At 67.2% G+C, this 12,299-nt stretch carries 11 protein-coding genes; 6 read left to right on the top strand and 5 right to left on the bottom strand.

Translation table 11 applies throughout. The annotated features are described in order from the left end of the window. The first annotated feature begins 1 nt into the window (after position 1). Genes QM693_RS03715 through QM693_RS03700 form a run of 4 tightly spaced genes read left to right on the top strand, consistent with a single transcriptional unit; the run spans position 2 to position 3,930 of the window. Positions 2-847 carry a DUF4097 family beta strand repeat-containing protein gene (locus tag QM693_RS03715; RefSeq protein ID WP_283351437.1) on the top strand — a complete coding sequence of 282 codons (846 nt, stop codon included), beginning with the start codon at positions 2-4 and terminating at the stop codon, positions 845-847. Between the two features lie 30 nt (positions 848-877). Further along, positions 878-1,834 (top strand): ATP-binding cassette domain-containing protein, encoded by a 957-nt coding sequence (locus tag QM693_RS03710; protein ID WP_283351436.1) that lies wholly within the window; start codon positions 878-880, stop codon positions 1,832-1,834. Continuing rightward, positions 1,831-2,661, top strand: coding sequence for an ABC transporter permease (locus QM693_RS03705; RefSeq protein ID WP_280781331.1), 831 nt, complete (start codon positions 1,831-1,833; stop codon positions 2,659-2,661). The genes QM693_RS03710 and QM693_RS03705 overlap by 4 nt, the downstream gene beginning before the upstream one ends. A gap of 42 nt (positions 2,662-2,703) precedes the next feature. Further along, positions 2,704-3,930, top strand: a complete 1,227-nt coding sequence (locus tag QM693_RS03700) for a cytochrome P450 (protein WP_283351435.1) — start codon at positions 2,704-2,706, stop codon at positions 3,928-3,930. Here QM693_RS03700 and QM693_RS03695 read toward each other — a convergent pair. After that, entirely contained in the window at positions 3,905-4,723 is an 819-nt protein-coding gene (locus tag QM693_RS03695; RefSeq protein WP_283351434.1) for an alpha/beta fold hydrolase, read from the bottom strand. The two genes, QM693_RS03700 and QM693_RS03695, sit on opposite strands and share 26 nt — an antisense overlap. Before the next feature lie 77 nt (positions 4,724-4,800). Here QM693_RS03695 and QM693_RS03690 point away from each other — a divergent pair, with 77 nt between their 5' ends. Both QM693_RS03690 and QM693_RS03685 read left to right on the top strand, forming a co-directional pair. After that, positions 4,801-5,712, top strand: coding sequence for an amidohydrolase family protein (locus QM693_RS03690; protein WP_283351433.1), 912 nt, complete (start codon positions 4,801-4,803; stop codon positions 5,710-5,712). Positions 5,713-5,792: 80 nt separating this feature from the next. Continuing rightward, positions 5,793-6,683, top strand: a complete 891-nt coding sequence (locus QM693_RS03685) for an alpha/beta fold hydrolase (protein WP_283351432.1) — start codon at positions 5,793-5,795, stop codon at positions 6,681-6,683. 9 nt (positions 6,684-6,692) lie between these two features. Here QM693_RS03685 and QM693_RS03680 read toward each other — a convergent pair whose 3' ends face one another. The 4 genes from QM693_RS03680 to QM693_RS03665 form a co-directional block, all read right to left on the bottom strand. Further along, complete coding sequence (locus QM693_RS03680) at positions 6,693-7,145, bottom strand: hypothetical protein (protein ID WP_280781326.1); 453 nt, start codon at positions 7,143-7,145, stop codon at positions 6,693-6,695. Positions 7,146-7,150: 5 nt separating this feature from the next. Next, positions 7,151-9,097, bottom strand: coding sequence for a primary-amine oxidase (locus QM693_RS03675; RefSeq protein ID WP_283351431.1), 1,947 nt, complete (start codon positions 9,095-9,097; stop codon positions 7,151-7,153). Further along, positions 9,094-10,587 (bottom strand): APC family permease, encoded by a 1,494-nt coding sequence (locus tag QM693_RS03670; protein ID WP_283351430.1) that lies wholly within the window; start codon positions 10,585-10,587, stop codon positions 9,094-9,096. Before QM693_RS03670 ends, QM693_RS03675 begins: the two co-directional genes overlap by 4 nt. 169 nt (positions 10,588-10,756) lie before the next feature. Beyond that, positions 10,757-12,262 carry an aldehyde dehydrogenase family protein gene (locus QM693_RS03665; RefSeq protein WP_283332001.1) on the bottom strand — a complete coding sequence of 502 codons (1,506 nt, stop codon included), beginning with the start codon at positions 12,260-12,262 and terminating at the stop codon, positions 10,757-10,759. Positions 12,263-12,299: the final 37 nt, after the last annotated feature.

The raw sequence follows: 12,299 nt of genomic DNA, 5'->3' as shown, positions 1-12,299 counted from the left end.
TATGCCCAATTTCGATACACCCGAACCGATTTCCGTCACGCTCGAACTCGGCGTCGGCAATGTGCGGATCACCGCGAGCGACCGCACCGGCACCACCGTCGACGTGCGCCCGAGCGACGCATCCGATGAGTCCGACGTGCAGGCCGCCCAGCGGGTCCGCGTCGACTACGCGAACGGCGTGCTCCAGGTCATGGGACCGAAAGCGCGCGTACTCGACTTCTCCCGCAAGTCCAGGTCGGTGGAGGTGTCCATCGACCTGCCCAGCGGTTCGCAGGTTTCCGGCGAGGTGCAGGTGGGAGACCTCAGCGGCACGGGCCGGCTCGGGCAGTGCCGGTTCAAGACCTCCGCCGGGAACGTCCGGCTCGAGCAGACCGGTCCGTTGCGTGTGGACACCGCGGCCGGTCACGTCACCGCGGACGGCGTCGCGGGCAACGCCGAGATCCGCACCGGCTCCGGGAAGGTCCGCATCGGCGAGATCGAAGGCTCCGCAATCGTCAAGAACTCCAACGGTGACACCGCGATCGCCGCGGTCACCGGCGACGTCCACGTGCGCTCGGCGAACGGCGACATCTCCGTCGACCGGGCCGGCGCGAGTGTCGAGTCGAAGACGTCCAACGGCAGCATTCGCCTCGGCGAGGTGGCCCGCGGTTCGGTCGAGCTCGGGACCGCGATGGGCGACCTGGAGATCGGCATCGCCGAAGGCACCGCCGCCTGGCTGGAGGTGAACACCAAGTTCGGGCAGGTACGCAATCTGCTGGACAACACCACCCGGCCCGAGGCGTCCGACGAGACCGTCGAGGTCCGCGCGCACACCTCGTTCGGCGGCATCACGATCCGTCGTTCCTGATCCACTTCTGGACCTCGAGAAAGGGAAACCATGACCACTAGGCAATCTCAGCCGGCCATCGCGGTGACCGGGTTACGCAAGTCGTTCGGCGACCACGTCGTGCTCGACGGCATCGATCTGACCGTCCCGCAGGGAACGGTCTTCTCCCTGCTCGGCGCGAACGGCGCCGGGAAGACCACCACGGTCAACATCCTGTCCACCTTGATCAGCGCCGATGCCGGTTACGCCCGAGTCGCCGGCCACGACCTCACCCGCGAATCCGACGCGGTGCGCGCCGCAATCGGTGTCACCGGCCAGTTCTCGGCGGTGGACAACCTGCTCACCGGTAAGGAGAACCTGCTGCTGATGGCGGATCTGCACCACCTCGCCCGCAGCGACGGCCGGCGGCGCGCCGCCCAGCTGCTCGAACGGTTCGACCTGGTCGACGCGGCCTCGAAGCCGGTCTCGACCTACTCCGGAGGCATGCGGCGGCGGCTCGACCTCGCGATGACCCTGGTCGGCAGCCCGCGCGTGATCTTCCTCGACGAGCCGACCACCGGCCTGGACCCACGCAGCCGCCGGGCAATGTGGCAGATCGTCCGGGACCTGGTGGCCACCGGCGTCACCATCTTCCTGACCACCCAGTACCTGGAGGAAGCCGACGAACTGTCCGACCGGATCGCGGTCCTCGACCACGGCCGCCTGGTCGCCGAGGGAACCGCGGACGAGCTCAAGCGCCGCATCCCTGGGAGCCACGTCCGCCTGCAGTTCGCCGACCCACGCGGCCTCGAAGCGGCCGAGCGCGTCCTCGACCAGGTCTCGCGCGACCCCGACGCACTTGCCCTCCGCGTGCCCAGCGACGGCGGCCTCCGCTCGCTCAAGACCCTGATCGACCGGCTCGACGACGAGGCCATCGAGGTCGACGAGCTGTCCGTGCACACCCCCGATCTCGACGACGTCTTCCTCGCCCTCACCGGCAACCCCCACAACGAGAAGGTGACCTCATGAGCGCCCCCGCCCCCACTCTCGCCGGGCCGGCCCCGGCGGACCTCCGGTTCCACCCGCTGCGCGACTCGGCAACGATGCTGCGCCGCAACCTCAATCACATGCTGCGGTACCCGTCGATGACCGTGACTCTCGTCGGAATGCCGGTCGTCTTCCTGCTGCTGTTCGTCTACGTGTTCGGCGGGACGTTGGGCGCAGGGCTGGGCGGGGTGTCCGGCGGGCGCGCCGAGTACGTCAACTACGTTGTGCCCGCGATCATCCTGATGACCGTGACGGCCGCGGTGCAAGGGACAGCGATCTCGGTCGCGATGGACATGACCGAGGGCATCATCGCCCGGTTCCGCACCATGCACATCGCACGCGTCTCGGTGCTGACCGGACACGTGCTGGGCAGCGTGATCCAGGCGATGCTCAGCGTCGCGATCGTGATCGGCGTGGCACTGCTGGTCGGCTTCCGGCCCACCGCGGGGGTGGGCGCGTGGCTGGCCACCGTCGGCTTCCTGGTGGTGGTGACGTTCGCGCTCGTCTGGCTCTCCGTCGCGCTCGGCCAGGTGAGCAAGACCGTCGAGGCCGCGAGCAATGTGGGTATGCCGCTGGTTCTGCTGCCCTTCCTCGGCAGTGGGTTCGTCCCCACCGACTCCATGCCTGCCGGATTGCGCTGGTTCGCGGAGTACCAGCCGTTCACCCCGATCATCGAAACCCTGCGCGGCCTGCTGATGGGTACCCCGATCGGGAACAACGCATGGATCGCGCTCGGCTGGTGCGCCGTCATCGCCCTCGGCGGATACCTCTGGTCGAAAAGGCTTTTCAACCGCGAGTACTCGCGGTAGCGGCACGGCCCCGCAACTGATACTGCCACGAAAGGACATCCGATGAGTAACACGGTCGCCGTCCCGTACGGCCTCCCCATGGAACGCGATGCGGGCCCCTTCGACCCGCCCCGGCAGATCACCCGGCTGCGCGAGACTCGTCCCGTCAGTCCCATGGTCTTCCCCGACGGTCACGAGGGCTGGCTCGTCACCGGCTACGACGCGGTCCGCCGGCTCATGGCCGACACCCGGTTCAGCTCCCGCCAGGACATCGGCATTCTCCACGTGCCGTACGAGACCCCCGGCATGCCCACCGCCACCGAGCCGTCCCCGCAGATGCCGGGCGTGTTCATCGCCATGGACCCGCCGGACCACACCCGGATGCGGCGCACACTCACCGGCGCCTTCACCGTCAAACGCATGAAGCAGCTCGAAGACCACATCATCGACGTGGCCGAGCGGCAACTGGACGAGATGGCGCGCCTGACCCCGCCGGTCGACCTGGTCAAAGAGTTCGCGCTGCCGGTGCCCTCGCTGGTGATCTGCGAACTGCTCGGTGTCCCCTACGCGGACCGGGACACCTTCCAGGTCAACTCCGCCAAGTTCCTGATCAAGGACCAGCCGCTCGACGAGAAGATGGCCGCGTACGGCGCACTGAGCACGTACCTGGCCGAACTGGTCACGCACAAGCGCGCCGCCCCCGGAGACGACATACTGTCCGATCTGGCCCGCGATGACGACCTCACCATCGAGGAGCTGACCGGCGCCGCCTTCCTGCTGCTGCTCGCCGGCCACGAGACCACCGCCAACATGCTCGCGCTGGGCACCTTCGCGCTGCTGGAGAACCCCGAGCAGCTGGCGGAACTGCGCGCCGACCCCGACCTCCTCCCCGATGCCGTCGAGGAACTCCTGCGCTACCTGTCCGTCGCCGACATCTTCTATCGCTACGCCACCGAGGACATCGAACTCGGCGGCGAAACAATCGGCGAGGGATCGACGGTCGTCGTCTCGTTGCTGGCCGCCAACCGCGACCCCCAGCGCTTCGACAACCCCGACACCCTCGACATCCGCCGCAAGGCCCGCGGTCACCTGTCCCTGGGCCACGGCGTCCATCTGTGCCTGGGCCAGCAACTGGCCCGCCTCGAGATGCGCGCCGGATTCGAGGGACTGCTGCGCCGCTTCCCGACCCTGGGGCTCGCCATCCCCGCCGGCGACGTGAAACTCAGGACCGACATGAACATCTACGGCGTCCACGACCTGCCGGTCACCTGGACGGAAGCGTCCCGGTAGAACCGTCGGCCGAGCGCGTCAGCCGATCCAACCAGTCGCCGAACAGAGCGGCAAGTAGTTCGGGCCGCTCGTGCATGAGTGCATGACCGACGTCCTCGACGACGGCCAGGGTGGCGTGCGGGTAGCGCTCGAGCAATTCGGCCGCGTCGGTGTACCCGACGACCGAATCGCGGCGGCCCGCCACGATCAACGTCGGCCCCGGGAACGCATTCGATCCGACGTCGACCGTCCACCCGGCGAAGATGCGCCCGAGAGCGTCCTCGTCGACGAGCGTCGTACCCGGCAGAACATGGTCGCGGTAGCGGCGAGCGGTGGCCGGCGTGCGCACGACGAAGTACTCGTCGAACCCCGCCCACTGTGCACGTTCGAGTTCGTCGTAGGCATCGGCGTCCTGGCGAACCACGGCGTGGTCGGGCACGTGTCGTGACCGCTCGGTGACCGGGCACAACAACGCCAGGCCGAGCACCGTGTCCGGTCGCTGTGCGGCCACCCCGCGTGCCAGGTAGGCGCCGTAGGAATGTCCGACCAGCATCACCGGGCCCACGCCCAGGCTGTGGATGAAGTCGCCGAGCAGCGTCACCACATCGTCGTTGCAGGTCAGGCCGTCGGCTGTCGACAGGCCCATCCCCGGCAGGTCCGGGTAGATCCGTCGGTATCCCGTGCCGGGAACGACGGCCTCGATTGCCGCCTCGATCTCACGATGATCGACGCCGGCGCCGTGCAGAGCCACGAGCGGCACGCCGGTGCCGTGCTCGACGTAATGGACCAGGGCTTCGTCGATCCGGCGTTCCATGTCGACACCTTAACGATCCACGCGACTACAGGAGCCGCGCTCGACCAATTGCCCGATCCCCCGTCGACGACTGAAATATGCTGCGTGAGGTGGACATTGTCGATGCTCATCATCATTTCATCAACCTGCCCGATCTCGCGTACCCGTGGATCGACAGTCGCCCACCCGCGCTCACCGCCTTGCTGCCGAACTACTACGACGCTGCGCACCGGTACCTGCCGCACGACTATCGGGCACAGCTCGAGGGGACGCCCGTCACGGCCTCGGTCGCGTGCGAGTTCGGTGCTGCAGACGGAGTCGCGGAGGCCATCTGGGTTCAGCATTGCGCCGACCGCGTCGGTGTTCCGAACGCCTTCATCGCGGCCGTGCAGCTCGATTCAGGCGATCTGACAGGCGTTCTCGCGCAATACCGGGATCTCCCGGTGGTCCGGGCTGTGCGTCAGCCGCTGTACTGGGCGGCCGACCCGATCAAGCGCCTGGGTGCGCGCGGCGACTACCTGTCAGACCCGGCCTGGTTGCATGGATTCGAGCAGGTCGCCGATGCGGGGCTGGTGTGGGATCTGCTCGTCTACGACGAGCAGTTACCCGCCACGCACGAACTCATCGCCGCGTTTCCCGACACCACGTTCGTGCTGGAGGCGGCCGGTTGGCCGGTCGATCTCACTGCCGAGGGCTTCACCCGGTGGGAAGAACGCCTCACGGCGGTGAGTCAGTTTCCGAACGTCGTCCTCAAGTTGCAGGGAATCGCCCTCATTTTCGGAACATCCCTGGAGGCGATCGGTCGGTGGGTCCGGACGGCCCTCAGCATCTTCGGCGCCGGGCGATGCATGTTCGCCTCGCATTACCCGATCGACCATCTGGTGTGGGATACCGAAACCATGGTGTCCACCGTCCAGGCAGCACTCGGCGACTTGTCACCGTCAGAACAAGCGCGCTTCTTCGGCGAAACCGCACGACGGGTGTACCGCCTGCACGCCGGTGACACCTAGTATTAGGGAGATCGGAGTACCTGCAGTTTCGACGCCGCCAATCCACTTTCGGCGTCCGGCCCACACTGTGAGGAGTCCACGTGACGCAAGAGGGCAGTATCCGGGTCGGCGACCGGACCATCACGTATCTCGAAGCCGGTGACCCGGGCGGACCGCTCGTGCTGCACAACCACGGCGGACCCTCGAGCCGGCTGGAGGCCGAACTGTTCGATTCGCATGCGAAGGCCAATGGACTGAGATTCGTGTGCGCGGACAGGCCGGGCATGGGCGGGTCCGATCCTCAACCGGGCCGCACCTTCGAAGGCTGGACCGATGACCTCCTGTTGCTGGCCGACTCCTTCGGCGCACAACGATTCGCGGTGACCGGCTGGTCCGAGGGCGGACCGTGGGCCCTGGCGGCCGCCGCGTATCTGGACCCCGCGCGCCTGGCCGATGTCGTGTGCATCGCCGGTGGCAATTACGGAACCTTCGGATCGAACTGGGCCGCGAAGTATCTCAGCAGCGTCGACGCGCTGGGTGGCCGCCTGGCACTTCACTTCCACCCCGGTTTCACACTCATGTACGACGTGCTCGGTATCAGTGCCACCCACTTCGCGGATCGCTACGCGAAGGCGATCACGCAGTCGGCGTGCACCGCGGACCGGGAGGTGCTGGCTGACGAGAAGGTCCTCGACGCGTTCCTGAGGGCAGGGCGCGAGTGCTTTCGACATGGCGCGGACGGACTCGTCGTCGACGCCACGATGCTCTACAAGGCCTGGCCGTTCGACATGACGAAAGTGACGCGCCCCGTGCACTTCTGGCAGGGCAGCGCCGACACCCTGGTGCCTGAGATCATCAACAAGACGGTAGCGGACAAGACCCCGGGCGCCGTCTGGCACCCGATCAGCGGTGGTGGTCATTTCATTGCCGTCAGTCACGCGAACGACATTCTCGCACTGGTATCGAACGATCTTGCGCCAGTGCAAAACTGACCCTCCAGGTCAGGCCGGGATTTCTCGGGCGTCGAACCGAGTCTGATAGAACAGCACCGTCACGGCGACGATCGCTTCGAGTGCGGCCGTCGCGAGTGCCGCCGCCATCGGAGTCGACATCGAATGACCCATCGGAGCCGACGCCGCTGCGTGCATCGCGTGCCCGTGGTGACCGCCACCGGACCCGGGACTCATCACGGTGACGTGCAACGCGATCATGCCGACGTTCATCAGCGCGACGAGACCCCAATCCCGGTGTGAACCACGCATCCACAGGTGCCGGGCGCAGTACAGGCATCCGAAGATCATCGCGGCGGTCACCATGCCGACCATCGGCGACGACGTCGCATGCTCACCGAGCGACGCGGCGTGGAGCGCTGCCGCGGCAACCGCGAGGGCCGCGGCCGCCCGCCGCAACCAATGACTGGCGCGGCGGGCGATCGGAGAGAAGACGGCGGACACGACTTCTAGCCTTCGCAGCAGTGCGTCGCGGTGCTCGCCGGCACGTCGAGCGCGGGGTTGCGGTCGAAGAATCCGACCGGCTTCAGCGTGAACCCGGCATAGTCGACCGGCATGACCGGCCAGTCCTCGGGCCGGGGGAAGTGCGTCAGCCCGAACGTGTGCCACAGCACCAGGTCTTCGCCCTCGATGTCCCGGTTGCCCGCCACGAACGTCGGCAGACCGGCCTGGCCCGGGTGCTGGTTGACGAAGTCGCCTGCGGGATAACGCTCGGACTCGTCGTATTGCGTGACCCACAGGTGCTTGGTCGCGAACGCGGCACGGGAGGCGATCGAACTGGACGGATCCGCCAGGAGCACCGGCTGACCTTCGGGGTGCAGCGCGTACCCGACGTCCTGCCCCAGCCGGTTCTGCTTGGTGGGATTGGTGATGTGCCAGACCCGGGCCTTGAGGTTGTCGGCGGTGCGTTGCCCCTCGGATTCGGTGGTCAGCTTGGTCTTCTGGCAGCGGAAGGCATTGCCCCACGGGTTCTCCGGACCCATCGGGACGGGCACGGCATCCACTTCCTCGACGGTGTTCACATTGCCGTCGACGGCCATGTCGAGCCGGGCGGAGAAGAGGTGCTGGTGGAACGGGGCGCCGAGCCCGGGCGCCATCTGGGTGGAGAATCCGTCGGCACCGCGGTAGGCGGAGGTGAAGACGATTCCGGTGGCCTTCGCCTCGAGTTCGATGGTGCCGTCGAGGTAGAGGTACCAGTAGAAGCCGTAGTCGTAGTTGCCGATGGTGAGGAAGAACGAGATGACGAGGCGGCGCGAGCGGCGGGTCTCGGTCATGCCGTTGAACATGTCCGTGTGCTTCCACAGGACGCCGTAATCCTCCTCGTGGAGGCAGATCGCGTTCTTCATGACGCGCGGGTCACCGGACTCGTCGGCGATCGTGACGTCGAAGTACTGGATCTCGCCGAGGCAGTCGCAGCCGAGTTCGAGCGAGTTGGTGTACCGGCCGAACAGGTACTCGCCCTGGTCGAAGTAGTTCTGCCAGTACCGGACCGGGGACGGATCGGCGTAGGGAACCACCATCTCGGCGATCGAGGCACGATAGATCACGGGACGTTCCACTCCCCCGTCGTCGAACGAGAGCTGGTGCAGCGTCAGACCCTCGCGCACGTCGAAACCGAAGCGGAACTTCCAGTCGGCCCAGGTGATCTCGTTGCCGTCGACGGAGAAGCTTGCTCCTTCGGGTTGGGTGATCTCGATCGGCTTGAGGTCGGTCCGCGTGGGTGTGGCATGCGGTTCGGCGTTCCATTCGCCGCGCTCGGCGGGGACGGGTAGCTCGATCTCGTCGACCACCTTCACGACGCGACGCTCGGTGAGATCGACGTAGGCCACGACCCCGTCGATGGGGTGAGCCCACGGCAGGTCCGCCTTGTCCTCCTGGTGGAAAGCGAGGACGCGGACGATGCGGTGCCCGACCTCGTCCTCGTGACCGAACACGCCGGCCGACAGGGGAACCGCCCGGACCTTCGACGGCTCGATGCCGCGCTTGGCCATCGCCGCGAGCCAGTCGGAGCTGCCGAGCAGGAACGCCTCGATGTCCTCGAACTCCTCGTCGAGGATCGGCACGTGGCCGTCGGTGGCGGAATCGACGGTGGCCCTGCTGATCACGCGGTTCTCCGTCACCGACACGACGAGGTCGGTGCCGATGCCGGTGGATCGATCGAGCAGCAGGATCCGGGCGCGTCGCTCGATCGGGTCGCCCGCGGTAAACGCGAGGACCGTCGACTTGTGCGGCTCGGCGAGCGCGACGAAGACGAAGCGCACGTTCTCGCCGATCAGTCCCTCGTCGGTGAGGAGTGCCTTCGCCGAACGGATCTCGTCCGCAGACAACGGGGTGAGCGGATGATCCGGGGCGGCGGAACCGACGGGGGCCGGGGTCTCGGTGGTGGCGGTACTCATCGTGCGATCTCCTTGTCGGTAATGGTGTCGTTCGTGTCGTGCTGCGGTATGGCGGTGTCGTGGCGTGCGGCGTGGGGTCGGAGCACAGCGACGGCTGCTCCGCCGGCGAAGGTTCCTATGAGCAGGACCCCGATGACGGCGGCGAGAGTGCTCGACCCGCCGACGAGAAGGGGAAGGTTGGCGACGGTCATGATCAGAAGCCCGGCCAGGCCGACGAGGCCGAGCAGGGGTGCGATCACGGTGTTCCACACCCGGCGGTCCACCCGCGTCCTGCCGAAGTAGACGAGGACGGCCACGGAAGTCAGGGTCATCAGTGCGACGATGCCGACGGAGGACACACCGGCGAACCAGGCGAACACCTCGGTCACCGGGTCGAGTCCGGCAACGGCGGACGCGACGATCAGGACGAGAGCCGATGCCGTCTGCACGACGGACGCGATGTACGGCGACGCGTGCTTGACGTGCGAGCGGCCGCATCCCGCGGGCAGGGCCGCACTGTTCCCGAGGGAGAAGATGTACCGGGAGAGCACGTTGTGGAAGGACAGCAGGGCGGCGAACAGGCTCGTGATCAGGAAGATCTGGACCAGGTCGCCGGCGATCGCGCCCACATAGCGGGTGGCGGTCTCGGTGATCATCCCCTCCGGATTCTCGGTCGCGATGGCCACGGCACCCTCGTCGCCCCACGCGCTCACCATCGCCCAACTCGACAGTGCGTAGAAACCGCCGATCACCAGCAACGCCAGGTAGGTGGCCCGGGGAATGGTGCGGCCCGGGTCGCGGGCCTCGTCACGGAAGACGGCGGTGGCCTCGAATCCGATGTACCCGGCGATGGCGAAGATCAGGGCGATGCCGGGTGCTCCGGAGAAGAACTCGGCGGGGTGGAACGCCGCCGTCGAGAATCCCTCGCCGCCGCCGCCGCCCCGGACGATGACGGCGGCGTCGATGACGAGGACGATCCCGACCTCGCAGACGAGCAGTACGCCGAGCACCTTGCCGGACAGGTCGATGTGCCGGTATCCGAGGATCGCGACCACGGCCGTCACGGCCAGGGCCCACACGTACCAGGGAAGTTCGGGGCCGCCGTGAGAGGTGACGAAATCGTTGACGGCGGCTCCGATGTATCCGTACACCGCGCCCTGGACGGCGGTGTAGGACAGCAGCGCGAGGAATGCGGAGCCGAGACCGGCATGCCGGCCCAGGCCCTGCGTGATGTAGGTGTAGAACGCGCCGGCGCCGGGGAGGTGCTTGGCCATCGCCGTGAATCCGACGGCGAAGAACAGCAGTACCACCGTGCAGACGATGTACGACGCGGGGTAGGCGGCGCCGTTGCCCGCTGCGATGCCCAGAGGGACGGTTCCGGCGATCACGGTCAACGGGGCCGCCGCTGCGACGACCATGAACACGATGGCACCCGGACCGAGGGTGCCTGCCAGTCTGCGAGGGGCGCCGTCGCTGACCGCACTCGAGTGCGTGGGGGCGTTGGTTGTCATGGTTTCCTTCGACTTTCACGAGGAGAGGGCCTGCGTGGAGGCTCCGCGGTGAGCTCTGGGACGAGCATGCGACTGCGGGTTGTCGGCGCAGTTGCCGAAGCGTCACAGTCCGTCGACAGCAAATGAGAACGCACGCAGGACGATTCTCATTCGGGTCCGGTCGAGGAATCTAGAGGGCGATGTTGACGGACTTGCTCTGGGTGTATTCGGCGATGGCGCCTTCACCGAGTTCGCGTCCCCACCCGGACTGCTTGTAGCCGCCGAACGGAAGCGCCGTGTCGAACGCATTGTGGCAGTTCACCCACACCGTGCCCGCCTTGATCTCGGCGGCCACCTCGTGGGCGCGGGACACGTCCCGGGTCCACACGCTGGCGGCGAGGCCGTAGGGGGTGTCGTTGGCGGCCGCGCGGACGCCTTCTTCCCGGTTGAACGGCACCGCCACCGCGACCGGTCCGAAGATCTCCTCCTGGTACACGCTGAAGTCACGGTTCACGTCGACCAGCAGGGTGGGCTCCACGTAGAAGCCGGTGTCGCCGTGCCGCTGCCCGCCGGAGAGCGCGCGAGCACCGTCGGCGAGTCCGGCGTCGATGTATCCGGTGACCTTGCCCAACTGCTCCTCGGAGATCAGCGGGCCGATGTCGTTGGTGGGGTCGAGTCCGGGTCCGATCTTCTGGGACTTCGCGAAATCGGCGACACCGGACGTGAATTCGTCGAAGATCCGGTCTTCGACGAGCAGGCGCGTTCCGGCCGTGCAGGCCTGGCCGTGGTTGAACAGGAAACCGCCGGCCACGCCCGGGATCGCGGCCTCGAGGTCGGCGTCGGAGAAGATCACCTGCGGGCTCTTGCCACCGAGTTCGAGGGACACCTTCTTCAGGTTCCCCGATGCGGCAGTGACGATCTTCTTTCCGACCTCGGTCGAACCGGTGAACGCGACCTTGTCGACGTCGTCGTGGCTCGACAGCGCCGCGCCGATGTCGCCGAAACCGGTGAGCACGTTGAACACGCCGTCGGGGACACCGGCCTCGGCGATCACCTCGGCGAGGAGCAGCGCGCTGAGCGGTGTCTGCTCGGCAGGCTTGAGGATCATGGTGTTCGCGCAGGTCAGCGCGGGTGCCACCTTGAACGCGGCCATCACCAGCGGGAAGTTCCACGGGATGATCTGTGCGCACACACCGACCGGTTCACGGGTGGTGAAGGCGTGGAATCGGGCTCCGGGCGCCCACGGCACCGACACGGGGATGGTGCGGCCTTCGATCTTGGTGGCCCAGCCGGCGTAGTAGAAGAAGATCTCCGCCGCCCACGTCACGTCGACGGCCTTTGCCACCGCTACGGACTTGCCGTTGTCGATCGACTCGAGCTGTGCGAACTGATCGGCCCGGGCCAGAATCCCCTCGCCGATCTTCCAGAGGATCCGCTGACGTGCCGCGGGGGTGAGCGAGCGCCACGGCCCGGACTCGAAAGCCCGCCGGGCCGCCGCTACCGCCCGGTCCACGTCTTCGATTCCGGCGTGCGGCACTGTCGTGATCACCTGTCCGGTGGCGGGATCGACCGTCTCGAACGTCCTGCCCGACGCGGAGTCCACCCATCGGCCGTCGACGAACATGCGCTTCGGCGACGAAACGAAGTCGACGACCCGGGGGTCGAGTCCGGCGGGGGTGTGAACGACTGCAGTCATCATGTCCTCTTCGATGGAGTGAACGAATCTGTGAATG

Origin of the sequence: Rhodococcus sp. IEGM 1305, from assembly GCF_030058635.1 — a bacterium.
Lineage (GTDB): Bacteria > Actinomycetota > Actinomycetes > Mycobacteriales > Mycobacteriaceae > Rhodococcus_F > Rhodococcus_F opacus_D.
The sequence above is the reverse complement of the archived record's forward strand: the minus strand, read 5'-3'. Positions and strand labels throughout refer to the sequence as shown.

Bases quoted from the DNA above. Each gene is read 5' to 3' on its own strand.
- QM693_RS03715 (WP_283351437.1), top strand. From the start codon at position 2: ATGCCCAATTTCGATACACCCGAACCGATTTCCGTCACGCTCGAACTC.
- QM693_RS03710 (WP_283351436.1), top strand. From the start codon at position 878: ATGACCACTAGGCAATCTCAGCCGGCCATCGCGGTGACCGGGTTACGC.
- QM693_RS03705 (WP_280781331.1), top strand. From the start codon at position 1,831: ATGAGCGCCCCCGCCCCCACTCTCGCCGGGCCGGCCCCGGCGGACCTC.
- QM693_RS03700 (WP_283351435.1), top strand. From the start codon at position 2,704: ATGAGTAACACGGTCGCCGTCCCGTACGGCCTCCCCATGGAACGCGAT.
- QM693_RS03695 (WP_283351434.1), bottom strand. From the start codon at position 4,723: ATGGAACGCCGGATCGACGAAGCCCTGGTCCATTACGTCGAGCACGGC.
- QM693_RS03690 (WP_283351433.1), top strand. From the start codon at position 4,801: ATGCTGCGTGAGGTGGACATTGTCGATGCTCATCATCATTTCATCAAC.
- QM693_RS03675 (WP_283351431.1), bottom strand. From the start codon at position 9,097: ATGAGTACCGCCACCACCGAGACCCCGGCCCCCGTCGGTTCCGCCGCC.
- QM693_RS03670 (WP_283351430.1), bottom strand. From the start codon at position 10,587: ATGACAACCAACGCCCCCACGCACTCGAGTGCGGTCAGCGACGGCGCC.
- QM693_RS03665 (WP_283332001.1), bottom strand. From the start codon at position 12,262: ATGACTGCAGTCGTTCACACCCCCGCCGGACTCGACCCCCGGGTCGTC.